Origin of the sequence: Streptomyces sp. NPDC088387 (assembly GCF_044753385.1) — a bacterium.
Classification (GTDB): Bacteria; Actinomycetota; Actinomycetes; order Streptomycetales; family Streptomycetaceae; genus Streptomyces.
On sequence record NZ_JBIVNC010000017.1, the window covers coordinates 119887 to 136886 of the forward strand.

The window sequence follows — 17000 nt, forward strand, 5'->3', positions numbered from 1 at the left end:
CGGGAGAATACGTGCGTACTCTGAGCGTCCTCGTGGAGGACTTCCCGATCCAGGGCGTGTTCCGGATCAGCCGTGGAGAGAAGACGGTCGCGCAGGTGGTCACCGTGGCGATCAGCCAGGATGGCGTGACGGGCCGCGGAGAGGGCGTTCCCTATGCCCGATATGGCGAGAGCGTCGCGAGTGTCTGCGCTCAAATCGAGGAGACGCGCGCGTTGGTGGAAGCCGGCATGAGCGTCGGAGAACTCCAGTCAGCGCTTCCAGCGGGTGCGGCACGCAACGCGTTGGACTGCGCGCTGTGGGACCTCACTGCCCGCTCCACTGGAGAAGGTATCGCTGCTCTCGCGGGCCTCCCTGCCCCACTGCGGCCCGTCGTGACGGCCTACACGTTGAGTCTGGACACCCCAGAGCGCATGGAGGCCGAGGCACGCCGCCACGCCGCACTGCCGGTACTGAAGGTGAAACTCGGCGGCGCCGGGGATCTGGAGCGCGTGGAAGCGGTACGAGCCGCTGCGCCCTCCGCCCGCCTCATCGCAGACGCGAATGAGTCGTGGACCCCCGAGCAGCTGCGTGAGCTCGCTCCGCCCCTACGGGATCTGGGTGTTGAGTTGATCGAGCAACCGTTGCCAGCGGCTGATGACGGCTTCCTCACCTCGTACAAGAGCCCTGTCCCGCTTGCTGCGGACGAGTCCTGCCGAGATCTGGCGACGCTGAAGGATGTGGTGGGCAAGTACGCGTTCGCCACCATCAAGCTGGACAAGACGGGAGGCCTGACCGAGGCGCTCCGGCTGGAATCGGCGGCACGGATCGCGGGTCTGAAAACGATGACGGGATGCATGGTCGCGACATCTCTGTCGATGGCGCCCGGAGTCGTACTCGCACAACGCACCGATGTCGTCCATCTTGACGGGCCACTTCTACTGGCACGTGACCGCGACCCCTCACTGTGCTACGTGGGTGCCCTTGCGCATCCCGCTGATGGAGGTATTTGGGCGCGATAGGCCCGGCGAGTCGGCTACAGTCGCGACCCTCCGGGCGACGCAGACTGCGGCACCTCATACCTCGGCGTCTGCCTCAGCCTCCGAACCGGCGGGAGTTCAAGCGGCCGGTGCCCGCAGCGGTCTCAGCGTCTAACTCTGCCTACCAGTACGACCTCGGTAGCTGCCAAGTGCACGCGACACTTCCTCGGCGGCCTGCACCACCGCCTCGGTCAACTCCCTGGCCCGACTGCCCTGTTCCACTCGAGCCTTCAACACCGGCACGTTCACCGCCGCGACAACCCGCCCCGAATGATCGCGTACTGGAGCAGCCACCGCCCACACATCGCGCTCCGTCTCCTCGTCATTCACCGCGTAGCCCTGTTCCCGCACCACGGCCAGCCGCGCCAAGAACTCGGCCGGACTGTCTGCAGCGTTCGGTCCCGATCCCTGCTGCCACTCTTCCGCCCCCGGCAGCAGCCCCTCCACCTCGTCTGCCGGCAACCACGCCATCAACGCCTTCCCTGAGGCCCTGCCGTCCCACGCCGGAGACCGAAACCCGATCGGACTGAAGATCCGGATCACGCTCTGTGACTCCCTGCGATCCACGAACACCACCTCCCCCCCTGACAACACCGTCAGCTGACATGCCTCACTCGTCCGCTGCCGCAGTCCGTCCAACACTCCGCCCGCCGCCGCGAGAAGGTCGTTTCCCTCCACCGCAACAGCAGCCAAGCGCACCACCTGAAAGTCCGGCGCGAACTTTCCACTTTGCGCGCTGTACCGCACGAACCCATGCGCTTCCAGGACGTTCAGCAAGCGCCGTACCGTGCTGGTCGCCAGGCCCAGGCCCGCGCTGACCTCGGCCACGGACAACGCAGGCTGGTCAAAGGAGAACATCTCAAGCACTGCCAGCATGCGCTCCGCAGACCGCACCGGCTGCCCCGTGGACTGCTTCGGCATTCCCACCCCTTCGCTACATCAAGCAACACACATGATTATGTCGGACACCACAGACACCAATAGAGAGGGGCGCTGTCCGCCCTCAGCCAGTCGGCTCATCCGGAGTGGCGCCCCGACCTCTAGAGCTGAGGAAACCGTATGGTCCATGCCATCCCCCAAGGGGGGCGACGCCGTCTTCACGAGTGCGGGAGGATTCCAGCCGCCCGCGCACCCAACGGCGCGGCTGTGCCTACTAAGCCTTCCCATTGCTCAGCGCCTTCCGGGCACGGACCAACGTCATGTTGTGCGGACATCGGCGGGTTCTCCTTGGAGCGTCGGTCGGTGGGCGGCACGCCACTGTCCGGGCGGGAGGCCGTGTGTGCGGCGGAAGGCTGTGGCGAACGCGAATTCGTTGGTGTACCCGACGTCGGCCGAGATGGTGGCCAGGGTGGCGCTGGTACGCAGGAGTGCGTCTTCGGCGTGTCCCATCCGTAGTCGGGTCAGATAACTGCCGGGGCTCTGCCCGATGACCTCTTTGAAGGCGGCGGCGAAGCCGGCCCGCGACATTTCCGCGGTGAGGGCCATGGTTTCCAACGTCCAATTACGCTCGGGGTGTTCGTGGATCGCATGGACCACTCGTGCAAGTCGCGGATCGGCCAGTGCCCGAAACCAGCCGGGCGCCTGCTGTTGCTCCTGCTGCCACCAGGTGCGCAGCGCGTAGACCAGATTGAGGTCCAGCAGCCGATCGAGCAGGACCTGCTGCCCGGACTCTGTTCCTTCTGCCTCTGCCGCCAGCAGGCTGATCGCGTCGCGATGCCGGGGCTTCTGCGCGTGTGCCGGGACACGGACGAATCGAGGCAGTGATTCCAGCAGACTCTTCCCGACGCTTCCTTCGACGATGTAGGCGCCGCAGAGAATGTGGGACGCCGGTCCCGGCCCGTGGTCACTGCCGCGGCGGCGAGCGTCCGTGATCGTCTCGATGGCCGCGCCGACATCGCTGACAAGCTGGTACGGGTCTCCGGGGGTGGAGAGGATGACGTCGCCAGCGGTGAGCTGGACCGGCTCTTCCTGGGATGTGGTGAGCCACCCTGCGCCGTCGAGGAGGATGTGCGCGGTCAGGGGCCGCAGGCCGCTGAATTCCAGCCCCCAGGGCGCGACGCGGCGCAAGGTGGAGAACACTGCACCACGTGCCCGCGCACGAGTGAGCTGGAAACTGAGTACGTCCATTCCGCCAGAATAGACGAACGCAAATGTTTTCTGGCTGATCGCCTATCCATCACCGGACAGCGACTCCGTACCGTCGACGACATGGCAAAGTTCGTTCTTCTTGGTGGCAGCGGAAAAACCGGGCGGCGTCTGACCATGACGCTGGAAGAGCAGGGGCATCCCGCGGTCGTGGCCAGCCGGAATTCCCCAGCACGCTTCGACTGGCATGACACCTCTACCTGGCAACCCGTGGTGACAGGCGCGGACGGGGTGTTCATCGTCGGCCCCGGCTCTGCGCGAGACTGGAGCGGTCAGCTGACCGCGTTCCTGGAGGTTGCGGACGCGGCGGGTGTGCAGCACGCGGTCCTGCTCTCTTCGCGCGCTGTGGAGCACTTTCCCGGCGGCGCAGTGGATCTTGCCGAGCAGGCGCTTGCAGCGGGGCCGGTACCTTGGACCATGCTGCGCCCCACGCATTTCGACCAGAACTTCACTGAGGCGATGTTCGTGCCCATCGACGGGCTAATCACCGAGCCTGTCGGCACAGGGGCCGAGCCGTTCGTCGACGTGAGTGACGTCGCCGAGGTTGCCGCGAAGGTCCTCATCGAGCGGGCGTTCATCGGCGAGCGGTTGTCACTGTCGGGCCCCGCTGCGCTTACGTTCGAGGAAGCGGCAGGAATCCTCTCGACGGCTTCCGGGGTCACGGTCCGCTTCAAGCCCGAGGATCCGGCTGCCCACGTGGCTCGCATGCTGGCGGCCGGCACACCGCAGGAGTACGTGCGGTGGCGGTTGGCGATGCTGAAGGCGATTCGCACCGGAGCTGATGCGTACGTCTCTGACGGGGTCCACCAGGTTCTGGGCCGCGAGGCCACCGGGTTCGCAGACTGGGCCGCACGAGAAGTTCCCGACGCGTCGTGGTCCGTGCCAGGAGCCCAACGACTCTGAGGCACCTGCCAAGCCGAACGACGAGACCGACGGGCTCCAAGGCCGGTCGCGGGCTGCCCGTTAGTACCGACCAGGCAGCGCATCACCCTTTACGTGCCGGAGCTGGGAGCGTGACAAGGGCGAGGCGCTGCGGCCGATCGCTCGTGGGCGGGCCTTACTGATGGTTGCGGTTCCGACGAGCGGGACGAGCTCGTCGCTCACAGCAAGCCCGCAGACGCCCTCGCCGACGTTGTCCTACACAGCGATCGAGTCGCGTATCCCGATTAGCGGTCGAGTCGTCGCGGGGCTTCGGGTGGCCAAGTCATTTAAGCCATCAGACGGCGACAAGTCGACAGCCATACCCGGAACCCCGGGGTCCGACGGTCCTGCGAATGACCGCCTCAAACCCACGCTTGGAAGGTAGGACAAGCTCAAATGTCCGGGCTGTGCCCGCGGACCTGCCCGGCCACACCGTCCTCGACCGCGTGGTGCCGTCAGACGGCTGGGCGGTACCGCCGATCGAAGCGGGCGCCGACTGGCTGGCGGTTCAGCTCGGCGCGGTACTGGGCAGCGAGGTGACGCTGGCCGCTGTGGCCGTTGGTGCTCACGGATGTGAGCACCGCCGGCAGTGCGTCGAGCTGAGCGCGGCGCTCTCCGTCCGACTGGGGTGTCCGGTCGCCACCGTCAACGACGCGGAACTGCTGGTGCCCGCGGCCGGTTTCGACGAGGGCATCGGTGTGGTCGTGGGGACAGGGGCCATCGCCGTGGCCACGGGTGGCGGCAACGAACTAGTGCGCGCCGGTGGTTGGGGGTGGGTGCTCAGCGACGACGGCAGTGCCTCCGCCCTCGTGAGGGACGCGGCCAGGGCCGTGCTGAGACGGGCCGACCGCGGCCAGGAGCCCGACGCCCTGGGCCTGGCCCTGATGCGCTCCGTCGGCGTCGGCGATCCGGCCGACCTCGCGCACTCCTTGAGCTGGGGTGACGGCCCAGAACACTGGGGCAGGCACGGCCGGGCCGTCACCCACGCAGCTACGGAGGGCTCGGCGGACGCGCGAGCGGTACTCGCCCAAGGGGCCGACGGTATCGCCGAGTTGGTGACCACACTGGCGGATCGCGGGGTGGCCACCAACACGGTCGTACTGGGAGGCGGCCTCATGACGCAGGTACCTGCCTACGCGGAGGCCATTCGCGAGCGGATCATGAGGGCACTCCCCCAGGCCCGGGTGGAGCTGCTGCTGGGCCCACCGGTCGAAGGGGCACTCCGACTGGCCCAGCAGGCGCGGAAGCGGTGAGGCGCGGGCTCGAGCCCGGCGGTAGCAGACGATGAGAATTCCCGACGCGTCGCCGGTCAGGTGCCGGGGCCGGACGTTGACGACCCGACCGGACGCCGGCTAGGTCATGTCGGTCGAAGGATTGTTGCTAGGTCGTGTCCGCAAAGTCAGGGCAGCTCAGATTCGCAGGCAAGCGATGGTGACCAGGGCTTTGTAGTGGCGGGCGCGTTTGTCGTAGCGGGTGGCCAGGGCCTTGTGGTGCTTGAGCTTGTTGAATCAGCGCTCGACGACGTTGCGGCGCCCGTAGGCGGCCCGGTCGAGCCGACAGCGGCTTTCGCCCTGGCGGACGCGGCCGTTGATCTGGTCGATCCGCTCGGGGATGGCGGCCTTGATGCCGCGGCGGCGCAGATAGGAACGGATCTTCGTGGACGAGTAGCCCTTGTCGGCGACGACCCGCTTTGGCCGGGTCCTGGGCCGGCCGGGCCCGCACCGTCCGATACGGATGCGGGCCATGACCTTCTCGAACTGGGTGCAGTCGTTGACGTTCCCGGCGGTGATGGTGAAGGCGAGCGGCCGGCCCTGCCCGTCGCAGGCTAGATGGATCTTCGTGGTCAGCCCGCCGCGGGACCTCCCGATCGCCTCACCCGGCCAGGGCGAGGACCCCCTTTTCGGGCCCCGGCCGCGTGCTGGTGGGCCCGTACGGTCGTGGAGTCGACACACACGACCGTCCAGTCGACCGCGCCGACAGCGTCGCAGCGCTGCTGGACATGGGCCAGGAGCCGTTCCCAGGTCCCCTCGGCCGACCAGCGGCGGAAGCGTTCGTAGACCGTCCCCCACGGCCCGTACCGCTCGGGCAGGTCCCGCCAGGCCGCGCCCGTGGACAGCTTCCACGGGATCCCGTTGACCACCTGACGGCGATCGCGCACCGGCCGGCCCATCCGCGGCGGAGCCAGCAACAGCTCGATCACCGCCCACGACTCATCGGTCAACTCATGACGACGCACCACAAACGGCCCAACGAGCCCACCACTTTGCGGACACGGCCTAGCAAGACCTCGTCGACCGAGCTCGCCAGCTCCGCCATCGCCGCGACCTGAACGTCTACCACCGCACCGGAGAATCGGTGCCGTGCCCGGCGGACTACGTGCGTGCCGCCTCTCACGGAAGCCACGGTCTCTAGCCCAAGCAGGTCGCTGCCGAAGAGTCGGTAGCGGACCAAGTCGATCGACCTCCGATGCTCGCGCACGGCATGAACGTCGTAGCGCGTAAAGTCGCCGGCAATGCAGATCAGACGCGGACCGCTCCACAGGACCTGTACGCGGCCTTCACCCCGAACCGGTCGCGGACCAGGTGCTCGAACTCGACTCGGCGGTCCATCAGCCAAGCCAGGTAGAGCAGCCCCTGGTTGATAACGCCGGCGTCAACGCCGCGCTTGTACTCAATTTTACCGACCGCAGGAGCTCGTGTACCGGCTCTGAACTGCGGCGACTCATAGACTACATGTTCGTGACGATGGGAGGGGGTCGTCTGGTTCGTAAGCTCGGGTGAGCAACGTTTGCCGATGGTTGGGTGCCGGAGGAAGGTCACTGCTGGTGTGCGCCGGGGTGGGGTGCTCGCGCTGGTCGTCGGGAGATCGTGCCGGGGTGATCGTCGCTACGTGGCATTCGGGCACACTCGAGCCACCGTCGGCCGGCCGGATTGCTACGGTGACAGGAGGAACTGACAGCTCGGCTGGCCCGCGCGGGGAACCACAATGGACGGGATACACAACATGCAGGAACTGTGGCGCCGATTTGAAGAGTGGCTTCGACAGAACGCGCCGGGCGATTATTCCACGCTCCGCCCAGGAGCCTCAGCCGCTGATATATCCAGGCTGGAGAGCGGAGTTGGTTTCCCGCTCCACGGTGAACTGAAGTCGCTTCTCTCGGAACACAATGGTGTCACACCGCGCAGATCCAGCATGGCGCCAGGTGCCTTTCTTCTCGGGTACAGCCTTCTGGATACCGAAGGAATCCTGGAATGGCATCAGAACCTTTCCGCCATGGCGCACGAAGCGGTCGAGGAGGGTTACGAGGAAGAAGTGGTCGGGCGCACCGCACACACCCAGTGGGTTCCCTTCGCTCAGTCCCTCACCGGTGATCTGCTGTTCGTCGACCACCGTACGGGCCACTACGGAGAAGTCGGCGAGATCTCGTTCGGCGATCCCGAGTACCTGCCGCTCTGGCCGTCCATGGCTCTGATGCTGACCGACCTGTGCAACGCGGTGGAGGAATCGCTGCGGCTGCCGACCGCGCGGCGTCGCCCGTCGGTCCATGAAGGGCGCATGCTGGAGTGGGTCACGGGCTGACCCACGAAACGAAGCGTCCTGCCGGATCACCATGATCCGGCAGGACGCTTCGCTTTTTGTCCAGATGTCAGGTGATGTGGCAGACCGAATCGATGTCGCAGTACTCGAACCCGGTCTGGACGAAGTACGCGTCATTGTCGAGCAGGCGGATCTCGGAGGTGAACCGCCCGAGGTCGCCACCGGCATCCGTGTTCTGCTTGGCCGGGACCGCGGCGCGGCCGCAGATCTCGTTCCATGTCGGATACGGGTAGTTGCTGTCGAGCTCCAGCATCCAGCTGCCGTCGGATTGCTTGTCCGCGTAGAACTGCGCGCAGTACTTGCCCGAGGACAGCGTCATCCCGCCGCTCTCACGGGATTTTGCGAACGGGTACTCGTCGCAGCTGGTGCCGTCCGCGTTCGGGTGTGGATTCCACTCCGCCACCGCGAGCATGCACATCTTGTCCCGGTTTTCCTTGGCCTTCGTCTCATCCGCCAGGCGGTGCAGCGGCTTGTTGTGCTGCTCGCTTCCGGGGTGGGAGGCCAGCTTCTCCATGAGCACCCAGTAGTACGCGGCAGCGGCCGGGTATTTCTTCGTGTTCATCTGAAGCGTCGGGGTGTAGTTGGGGAACACGCATCCGGTGTTGCCGCCCACCTTGTTGTCGCAGCGGACATCGAAGGCGTTGTTGCTCCACTTCGGGACGGCCTGAACTCCGGCGCTGGGTGTGGACCAGGTGGTGTCCCAGGTGAAGTCCAGCTTCGATTCGCCTCCGGTGGTCTTGTTCCAGGTGTAGGTGTTGGTCCGGGTGGCGATGTGCGTGTCACCGGGGGTCCAGGTGGTGCTGCCGGTCCAGGGGCCGGTGCTTTCGGTGCAGTCGCCGGTCGGCCAGCAATCCTCCGCGAACGATGTGAGCGTGGTGGAGGTGAGCCCCGTCATGTTGACCAGAGACAGCTCGGTCCACGTGGTGAACTCGTTGGACTTGGGGTTGAGGTTGATCTCCTGGATGACCTTCATCGTCGCGTTACCGACGGGGACGCCGTCGCGTGTCGCGGTCAGCGGAAGCAGGCCGCGCAGACATCCTTGCGTCCTGGACTGCATGGCCGCGCCGTTGACGTTCGAGCACCATCCGACGGGGCCCGCCGCTGCGGCGCTCCTGAGCGTGTTCGAGGACTTGGCCTTCTCCTCGTCCAACGGGACGTAGGAGCCGCACCAGCTGATCCCGTCGCGACCGGTCGCGCACGTCTGCTCCCCCGGCTCAGCGGCCGCCGAAGCCTTCAGAGCGGCGCCCGCGAGGACTTCCTTGGCGTCCTGAGCGGCCACGAAGTCGACGTCGGGCGCGTTCGGGTCCGCCTCGGGGAAGATGATGTCGTTCAGACCGTCGTAGTCCCCGGGCACGAACGCGATGGCGTCGAAGGCGATGTCCTTGGAGCCGTCGCCGCCGTTGAAGTTGTCCAGGCTGACCTCGGGGACGGTGTCGTTGAACTGGTAGGCGCCCAGGTCGACCCACTTGTTGGACTGGTTGGCGTCCTGGGAGATCGCCTTGACGGTGGTGCCGTGTGCGTGCTTGATGCGGTATTCGGCCTTGGAGGTCTGCGCCCCGTGGTCGGGGATGTGCACGTAGACCTTGGCCTGGCCGCTGTGCTCGGTGATCTTCTGGCCGAGTTTCCAGGTGCCGGTGACCTTCATCCGGTCGCCGGGCGCCGGGAAGGATTCGGGGGAGCGGGTGTGGGTGAACCAGAAGTGGTTGCCATACGCCGCGCCGATCTGGTGCGTGTCGATTTTGCCGGGGTAGGTGGTGATCGTCTGCCCGGTGTCGGCATCGATGATGTCGGAGGGCTGATAGGTCAAGGTGAACGTGCCGTCCGACTGCACTGCCCCGCAGCCGCGTGAACCGGATCCTGCCGGGGTGGTGCCGTCGGGTACGTCGTCCACGATCAGCGCGTTCGAGGGCAAGCCACTACTGCAGCGCGGCGGATAGGAGTTGGCGTCCGGCTGTTCCGGATACGAGGTGTTGAAGCGGTGAACCTGGTGGCCGCACTCAGCCCCGGTGTCGCAGCTCTTCCACTCAGCCGACTTGTCCCACCAGCAGTGCAGCCAGTGCGGGTTGGTGTCGGAGTCGCCCGCATCAAGCTGACAGGCGCCCAGGCCGGGATCGTTGGAATCGTTGTCGCTGATCTTGGACGGGTCGCAGTCGTTGGAGGCGTCGCAGAACAGGTCGACCGGCGGCTTGACGGTGCTGCGGTACTCGTTGCTGTTCCACCAGGCAGCCAGGTAGCCCGGCTTGAAGTCACCGGGAGCGAACATCGCAGAGATCGGGCGAGCGGCCCAGCCGAGGACCTTCTCCTGGTAGGGCCAGTCCTGCGGGTGCGCGGCATGGCTGTAGTCGTCCTTGGACGGGTCTGTTGCGCTTTGCAGGAAGGGGATCCGGTTGGCCTTCCACAACGGGTTGGCCGGGTTGTTGGTCCAGCCCAGTCCCTTGTGCCCGTCGGAATCGGCCGTCTCGTAGAAGCCGGAGTTGTAGGCCCACAGGGCGAAGAACCAGTTCTCGATCCACTGCGGGTGACCGTCGTTGACCTTCATTCCGGCACGGTACGTCTGGTTCCACTTGTCGGAGAGGATCTGCACGCCGTAGGCGATGTTGGCGGTGTAGTCCAGCGCGACAGCCTCCTGGGTGAGAGGGGACAGAGCTGTCTCACCCTCCTTCTCCTTGCCCGCCAGCCGCATGCCGTCAGTGGCCTGGGTGATGCCGTAACCGCAGTCGGCCTCAGAGAAGTTGATGCGCCAAGGGTCGGCCTGGGTACCGTCGGAGGTGTACTCGGTGCCGTAGTAGTTGCCGATGAGGCTGTTGGCGGTGACACCGGGGACAGCGAACCGGGTGGCCTGCCACATGTTGGATTCCTGCGCGGTAACGCCGAGCATCACCTGCGAGGGTATGTGCCAGCGGTCGGTGACGTCGGGGTCCTCGTTGTCGAGCGTGCCGTTGGGGTCGCCGGCCAGCACGATCGGCGGGAACAGGCCCTGAGGCTGGTAGCCACCCATGCCGGTGTTCTTCCAGTTCGGCGAGCGGTAGAAGTCCAGCTCACCGACGACGGCCTGGTCCACGGCCCATTCCACCTGCCGGGGGGTGGGCTGGAATGCCTGCTTCTTGACATCGTTGCGCGTGACCGCGCAGTAGCGTTCATCGGTGCCCTCGCTCGGACCGGTCGCCGACGCTGTCAGAGCCTGGGTACGCATTGTCTGCGTGGACAGACCCTCGCTCTCACCGCTGACAGACGGCTCCGCGGACGACTCTGTCCCCGTCGGGATGCCCAGCGCCGGGGAGAGCCGGCTTCCGGCCTCGGCCCGCTCGGCGGACAGCTGAGGTGTGGCGTCCAGCTCGGTGCGTTTGCCGGTGGCGACCACGTCCAGAGTGATCCGCGCATCACGGACCTGCTTAGTGTCCTCCGGCGTGATCAGGCTGGTCCTGCCGTCCGCCCAAGAGGTGGACACGCCCGCGTGGCCCAGACTCGAGATGCGGGCCCCCTTGGCGAGACCCCCCGGGTTCTTCACCGGTCCCGGCAGAGTCCCCGTGTTCTTCGCCTGACCCGTGAGGAACACCATGCCGCCCGGGGTGGCGGACAGGTCCCAGTCGGTGAGGTTTCCTTCAGCCACCGTCTTCGGGGTGGTCTTCTTGCCCTTGACCTGCGTGGCGACCAGGTGCTTGGCCCAGGACTTCGCCTTGGTCTCCTGTGTGTCGGCTTCCCGGTCGATGAAGGTCACGCCGTCGCCGCTGTCAGACACGATCTGGAACGGCACATGCTTCGTTACGGCGAGGACGGTTTCCTTCTGCCCGTTGATGCGGACGAGCTTGTTGCCGTGGCCGGCCACGATGCCGTGACGAGTCGGGACCGCTGAGGTGACCTGACCGGGGAAGGCGACCTGCTGGGACTGTTTGCCTGTGGCCGCGTCCACGGTGATCAGGCGGGTCTTCTGCTGCTCGTCCCCGTCGTAAGTCATCTGGGTGAACACCACATCGTCCCCGGTGCCGCAGCCCGGAGAGAAGTAGGCCAGCGACGCGGTGAACGGCAGCTTGGTCACCTTGCCGCTACCCAGCTCGACGACGGCGGTGAACGCGCCGCGCACCATCAACTCGGGGTTATTGGTGAACGTCCGGGGTGCGTAGGCGATGGCCGCGTACTTCCCGGACCCGGTCACGCACGCGTTGCCGATCCAGGAGTCCGCATCGAATCCGTCTTCGCGCAGGGTGGCGACGGTAGTGAACTTGTAGCCGTCTCTCTCCTTGCCGGTCAGGACATGGAAGCCCGCGCCGTCGCCGGAAGTAGACAGAGCCACGTCCTTGGAAGAAGAGTAGTTCTCGCCCAGGACGGCGGCGCGGTCCCTGTTGCCGACCTCGCGGGGCTTACTCGTAGCTTTCGGCAGACTCTTGCCGCCCTGAACGGCGTTGTCGGGTACCTTCGGTCCCTGAGCCTGCGCGGAGATGGACAGTGACGAGGCGAGAAGCGCAGTTGCTGCCGCTATCACCACCGCGCGCTGTCTCTGTCTTATACGCACAGTAAGTGTTCCCTTTTCTAGTTTCGGTCGACGATGGGAGTGAACTCATCGACGTAGATCTTCGGAACCTGCGGAACCGGACCCATGTCCTTCGAGCCGATCACCGCAACTTCCCGGCCGGTTTCGCCCGGAGGGACATCCTGAAGCCAGAACCGGTTGTACGCGGTCCAGCCCTCACCGTCCTCGATGCTGATCTGGACTGAGTACGTCGCATCCCGCTCGTAGGTGTTGGCCACCTCGATCTCGGTACGCACACCGCTGCTTTCCGGCGTGGCACGCACGACCAAGTCCCCGTACTCCAAGACACGCGTACGGCCTTCGGAGTGCACCGAAGCCACAGGAGATGGACGCACTTGCGGACTGCCCTGCTCCGTGCTCGGAGTCACCGGCCGCTGCGACGCGGGGGCCCTGTCAGCGGCGCTGTCCGTACACCCGGCGGCCAGCACACACGCCGCCATCAGGCACAGTGCCCGGACCATGCCCGGGCCGGGCACTACCGCACCAGCCTTCACTGGGCGGAATCCGCCATCTGCTTGTGCGCAGCAGCGATTTCGTTGCCGTGCTGCTCCTTGATGCCGGTCAGCTGGCTCTTGTTGTCGGCGATCTGCTTGTCCTGGATCGCCGACTCCACGCCAGACCAGATCTTCACCAGATCCGTCTGCTCCTTGCAGTCGATGTCATCAACCGCCAGAGCGATGGACTCCTGCGACGGCTCCCCATCGTTGGTGACACCCTGGTCCATCGCCTTGTACGTATCGGCAAGTCCCGCGTGTCCCTTGCTGTCCATGCACGAAGACCAGGCGGCGACGGCCTTGATGACCTTGTCGTCCTTCATCGACTGCACCAGGCTGTCCCCGGCGAGCTGCGCCACGATGATCGGGTCGGCTTCCTCCACGCCGAGTTGATCCTTGGACCAGCCGATGCAGCCGCCCGTCTTCAACTTCTTTCCGTTGTACTCCGCCCGAGCGGGCTTCGTCTGGCCGGGGCCGCTGAACGCCGATCCTGCCTTGACTCCCTCGGGGGCCTTGGGTAGTTCGGGCTTGGTGTGGCCGGTCAGGACCTCGACCTCGACGCCGGACAGGTCACGCATGGTCTGCTCGGTGTGCTCCCGCAGTGCAGGGGGGAGTTCGTAGCCGTACTTCTCGGCCTGGGCCCGGTCAGTGATGCCGTAACGGCGTTCGATGTTGGCATCGTTGTCACTGGGAGGCGGGTTGGCGCCCGCCTGTGGCAGCGTCAGGTCGATGCCGTAGTCCTTCATGCAGGACTGCTGGAGTTCGTTGGCGGCCTGCTCGACGGTGACCTGGTCCTCGTAGGATGCCATGTACGCCTCCAGTGGAAGGGTCAGATCCTTGGCCAGGCCACTCGAGGGGATCTTCGCGGGCCAGTTTTCCTTGTTCACGATCGGTCTGCCGTCGGCCGCGTTCGTCGTGGTGTCCGGGGTCGTGCCGGAGGAGCACGAACTGACCAGAAGAGTTGAAGCGGTCAGGGCTACTGCGGCGGCTGACTGTTTGATGTGCTTCACGGGAGTTCCTTCTCAAGCGAAGTGGGAGGACGCGTTGTTGTTCTTCAGGGCGGAGATCAGGTTGGTGATATTGCAGTCTCCGTAGGGTCCGTTCTTCGCGAAGTACTGAGAGGTGCCGCCGTAGCCGGAGTTGTAGTACACGCGGTAGTTGTCGTCTGGGGCACAGTTCTGCACGGACGCCGCATTGTTCTTCATGTACTGGCCGTTGCCATTGCCGCCGTTACCGAAGACGTACCGGTAGGTTGTCAGTGCCGATCCCTGGTACTGGCTGGTACCCCAGTGGTCGTCCACGTTGGCGTAGAACAACGTGAACGCGGACTTGTAGTAGCCGTCCTGGATGGCTGTTTCTTTCGAGTTGTAGAACAGCCACAAATCACCGTACGAGCAGGTGATCCATGCAACGTCACAGTTGTCGGTGACGTTGTAGGTGGCCGCCTGGGCGGGTGTGGCGGTGGCGAGCAGGGCTGCCGCGGTGACAGCGAATGCCCCTGCGGCAGTCTTCGCGCGTAGCGAGATGAGCTTCAAAGCGTCCCTCCCCTGTCCGGCGCACCGAAGGTCCGCCGGAGAACTGATCAGGCGACTGGGCAGCCCAGTTGCCGGGCCGGCGCACCATGCTCACCGGATGCCGAGAATTCCGTCTGAAGATCGCAGGCCGCCGGGACGCTATCACGGCATGCTCATGACGCTCGATCGTTTTTGCGATTTCGTGAGCGGAGGGGGTAGCCCGTCTTCCTGCTGCTCATACGCCCGTCACCGAACGCCTGTCGCGGTCCTCGTTCTGACACCCCTGGGTGTCACAGGCACCGAGTTGGTCGGCGTACGGCGAGCCAACGGCCAGGAGTTCTCACCGAAGGGGCTAGCCGCATCCGATGCCCGTGCTGGCCGCGGATCAACAGCTGCCCCTGGAGGTCTTGTTCCAGGTGCTGGAGCTGCGGGGTCAGCGTGGAGGAACGGATGCCGGCCGCGCGGCAGAACGCCGCCAGGGTGGGGCTGGCAGGACTGCGACTCCGCCGGAGACCTGGCCGGCGTGATCAACCTTCGGTGAGTAGGTGTTTTTGAAGCCGCTGGTGGCCCGGCTGCGCGTGACGACGTGTGAGCGGACAGGGCAGCGCACGTGACAGGGTTCTTAATCGATTGCGGAGGCAGTCGATGGCTCGGCATTGTTCGGGGCATCGTCCGCTCTGGTGAGCCTGTGTGCTGAGGGAGCACTGTTCCCGTGCATCGTCTGGCCCTTCTCGGAGGCGGCTTCTCCATGGACAACGACGGCCTGTTGGACGACTGGGTGCTCGATCACACACGTGTTTCTCGGCCCAAGGTATGCTATATGCCCACAGCCAACGGTGAGGCCCCCGCCTACCTAGACCAGTTTCTCTCTGCGTTCCAGTCACGCGCCTGTGAGCCCAGTGTCTTGCCGCTGTTCCGGAGGGAACTCGATGATGCCGCGTTGCGCACGTTTCTGCTCTCGCAAGACGTTGTGTATGTAGGTGGCGGCAACACTACGAACTTGCTGGCGGTCTGGCGTGCGCACGGCGTGGACCGGTTGATGTGCGAGGCCTACGATCGCGGCACGTTGCTGTGCGGTATCAGCGCTGGAGCCAACTGCTGGGCCGAAGGCTCGCATACCGACTTCTCCGGACCGCTGACGTTTCTGCCGGACGGGCTGGGCCTGCTGTCCGGCTCGGTCTGCCCTCACTACGAGTGAACCGGGCCGCCGCTCCTCCTATCAAGCGGCCGTAGCCACTGGCGCGCTCCCCGCCGGGTGGGCGCTGGAGAACGGTGTCGGCGCCCTCTTCATGGACGGTCTCCTGACGGAAACGGTGACCCGCACGCCGCAGGCTCACCTGTATCGGGTCGAGCCGGATGGGGGGGAAGGAGCTACCGAGCGGGCCCTGCCCTGCTTCTTGCTGCCTGAAGCACAGTGACCCTTCGCATCGCCTTCCATCAGGCTGCCGGGGAGGCGTAGGGGAAGGTAACCGGATTCCGCCGAGCAGGGCCGTCGTTATCCGCTCGGGGCCTCTGCCCCCTGCCCGCCGCGGAGAGGCTCCAGGACCGTGATGGCGCGTCGCCGTGCGACAGCCGGAAAAGGCGGACCAGACAATTGCCGAAGCCCGATAGCTGTCACCGTCGACACCACCAGGGCGACACAGTGGCAGAGACCGAGACTCAGGCAGCGGGGCAGTACGCGGCGCCGGGCTCAGTGGAGGCTCTGCGGCCCCCGGAGCGGCACTGCTCTGCCAGACGCGGTCTCTCGCCTGTCAGTCCGGGGCCTGGAACCTGCGTCGTCGAGTGGGATGGGGAGAACTGACTTCGCTTGTCACCAACGCCACGGTGACCACGTCGGGCGGCGAGATGTCGGTCCGCCGGCGCCGCGTCAGGGCGCGCAGCGAACGCAGCCAGCGACGGCGGGACCACCCAGGTCCGTTGCGCAGCTCGGCGTAGCGGATGACGGCGTCGGGGGTCATTGTTCGGATCCACAGCGGTCTGCCGACCATGATGCGTTCGGCGCCGGCTGACTCGCCTTCGAGGTTCCACCGTGCAGGGTCGAGTACGACGTCGGTGTAGATCTCGGCGAAGAACTCGCAGTGCCCGGCGTGGCCGATGGTGAAGCCTCGGGTCTCTGGGCGGCCCGCATGTTCTCCGCTGGCGCTGGAGAAACCCTGGTCCAGAACGATCTTCAACGCTTCAACGGAGCGGGACTCTTGGCAGTCCCATTGGGAGGTGTTCTGTCTTCCCCTGGTACGCAGCAGCTCCTCCACTGCTGGTGCCGCTGAGGAGGTCCAGCCGTCAACAAAGCCGTCGCTCGGGCCGAAGCCGCGTAGGTTGTCCATGCTTCCGAAGAGGCAGAGGTCGATCCTCTGGCCGTGCACGTTTCGAACCTGAACGTGCATGAGTGCGGCGTCTTGGGTGTGCCATGCGGCGAACTCTGCGAACTCGACTTTGCCAACGCCTCTGACGTACGCGGCTTCGGGTTCTGTGTCCAGGGCCTCCGTCGCCGCGCTACCGATGTGCCGCAGAACGCGGCGCGCTTCCTCAAGCCGGTTTCGTGTCATCCGCTGCTTCGGTCCGAAGCCGCCTTGGAGACCGATGAGTGAGAGGCCGAATGTCCAGCTTCGACGTCCCGCGAGCTCGATGCCGTTCTCCTCGGCAACTCGTTGGACTGCTCGGTCTGACCAGTACACATACCGGCCGACCTCGTTAGGGGCTGCCATTCGACCTCGAGTTCGTCGGTGCACTCCGGGTTCCGGAGTTGAGGCCAGGGTCGCACTGCCGAGCCAGCTCTTCGCGGGAT

At 65.7% G+C, this 17000-nt stretch carries 11 protein-coding genes and 3 pseudogenes; 5 read left to right on the plus strand and 9 right to left on the minus strand.

Features of this window, described 5'->3' with window-relative positions; all coding sequences use genetic code 11:
* Window positions 1-11 precede the first annotated feature (11 nt).
* The gene (gene dgcA / locus ACIQAC_RS34535) at window positions 12-998 is read left to right on the plus strand and encodes an N-acetyl-D-Glu racemase DgcA (RefSeq protein ID WP_402198237.1); all 987 of its coding nucleotides are present in this window, start codon (window positions 12-14) and stop codon (window positions 996-998) included.
* A 129-nt stretch (window positions 999-1127) separates the two neighbouring features.
* On the opposite strand, the gene ACIQAC_RS34540 is transcribed toward dgcA, so the two are convergent.
* Window positions 1128-1937, minus strand: coding sequence for an IclR family transcriptional regulator (locus ACIQAC_RS34540; protein ID WP_402198239.1), 810 nt, complete (start codon window positions 1935-1937; stop codon window positions 1128-1130).
* A gap of 276 nt (window positions 1938-2213) precedes the next feature.
* The gene (locus ACIQAC_RS34545; RefSeq protein WP_402198240.1) at window positions 2214-3143 is read right to left on the minus strand and encodes a cupin domain-containing protein; all 930 of its coding nucleotides are present in this window, start codon (window positions 3141-3143) and stop codon (window positions 2214-2216) included.
* An 81-nt stretch (window positions 3144-3224) separates the two neighbouring features.
* Here ACIQAC_RS34545 and ACIQAC_RS34550 point away from each other — a divergent pair, with 81 nt between their 5' ends.
* Window positions 3225-4064, plus strand: a complete 840-nt coding sequence (locus tag ACIQAC_RS34550; protein ID WP_402198241.1) for an NAD(P)H-binding protein — start codon at window positions 3225-3227, stop codon at window positions 4062-4064.
* A 425-nt stretch (window positions 4065-4489) separates the two neighbouring features.
* A complete protein-coding gene (locus ACIQAC_RS34555; RefSeq protein WP_402198244.1) occupies window positions 4490-5335 on the plus strand; it encodes an N-acetylglucosamine kinase in 846 nt (281 codons plus the stop codon).
* Between the two features lie 156 nt (window positions 5336-5491).
* Here ACIQAC_RS34555 and ACIQAC_RS34560 read toward each other — a convergent pair.
* Together ACIQAC_RS34560 and ACIQAC_RS34565 are read right to left on the minus strand one after the other, a co-directional pair.
* Window positions 5492-6318 (minus strand): annotated as a pseudogene (locus ACIQAC_RS34560) (IS5 family transposase).
* 38 nt (window positions 6319-6356) lie between these two features.
* A pseudogene (locus ACIQAC_RS34565) lies at window positions 6357-6757 on the minus strand (transporter); the annotation flags it as partial.
* Between the two features lie 328 nt (window positions 6758-7085).
* On the opposite strand from ACIQAC_RS34565, the gene ACIQAC_RS34570 reads away from it, so the two are divergent.
* Window positions 7086-7661 carry an SMI1/KNR4 family protein gene (locus ACIQAC_RS34570; protein ID WP_402198246.1) on the plus strand — a complete coding sequence of 192 codons (576 nt, stop codon included), beginning with the start codon at window positions 7086-7088 and terminating at the stop codon, window positions 7659-7661.
* A 67-nt stretch (window positions 7662-7728) separates the two neighbouring features.
* Here the strand turns inward: ACIQAC_RS34570 and ACIQAC_RS34575 are convergent, their stop codons facing one another.
* The 4 genes from ACIQAC_RS34575 to ACIQAC_RS34590 all read right to left on the minus strand — a co-directional run bounded on the left by ACIQAC_RS34575 (window position 7729) and on the right by ACIQAC_RS34590 (window position 14236).
* Entirely contained in the window at window positions 7729-11970 is a 4242-nt protein-coding gene (locus tag ACIQAC_RS34575; RefSeq protein WP_402198249.1) for a hypothetical protein, read from the minus strand.
* Between the two features lie 236 nt (window positions 11971-12206).
* Complete coding sequence (locus tag ACIQAC_RS34580) at window positions 12207-12470, minus strand: hypothetical protein (protein WP_402198252.1); 264 nt, start codon at window positions 12468-12470, stop codon at window positions 12207-12209.
* Window positions 12471-12697: 227 nt separating this feature from the next.
* Window positions 12698-13711 carry a hypothetical protein gene (locus tag ACIQAC_RS34585; RefSeq protein ID WP_402198254.1) on the minus strand — a complete coding sequence of 338 codons (1014 nt, stop codon included), beginning with the start codon at window positions 13709-13711 and terminating at the stop codon, window positions 12698-12700.
* A gap of 12 nt (window positions 13712-13723) precedes the next feature.
* Window positions 13724-14236, minus strand: a complete 513-nt coding sequence (locus ACIQAC_RS34590; protein WP_402198256.1) for a hypothetical protein — start codon at window positions 14234-14236, stop codon at window positions 13724-13726.
* A gap of 727 nt (window positions 14237-14963) precedes the next feature.
* On the opposite strand from ACIQAC_RS34590, the pseudogene ACIQAC_RS34595 reads away from it, so the two are divergent.
* Window positions 14964-15633 (plus strand): annotated as a pseudogene (locus ACIQAC_RS34595) (Type 1 glutamine amidotransferase-like domain-containing protein).
* A gap of 333 nt (window positions 15634-15966) precedes the next feature.
* On the opposite strand, the gene ACIQAC_RS34600 reads toward ACIQAC_RS34595, so the two are convergent.
* Window positions 15967-16890, minus strand: a complete 924-nt coding sequence (locus tag ACIQAC_RS34600) for a hypothetical protein (protein ID WP_402198258.1) — start codon at window positions 16888-16890, stop codon at window positions 15967-15969.
* Between the last annotated feature and the right edge of the window lie 110 nt (window positions 16891-17000).

Coding starts and splice junctions, on each gene's coding strand:
- ACIQAC_RS34540 (WP_402198239.1), bottom strand. CDS start 1,937: ATGCCGAAGCAGTCCACGGGGCAGCCGGTGCGGTCTGCGGAGCGCATG.
- ACIQAC_RS34545 (WP_402198240.1), bottom strand. CDS start 3,143: ATGGACGTACTCAGTTTCCAGCTCACTCGTGCGCGGGCACGTGGTGCA.
- ACIQAC_RS34550 (WP_402198241.1), top strand. CDS start 3,225: ATGGCAAAGTTCGTTCTTCTTGGTGGCAGCGGAAAAACCGGGCGGCGT.
- ACIQAC_RS34570 (WP_402198246.1), top strand. CDS start 7,086: ATGCAGGAACTGTGGCGCCGATTTGAAGAGTGGCTTCGACAGAACGCG.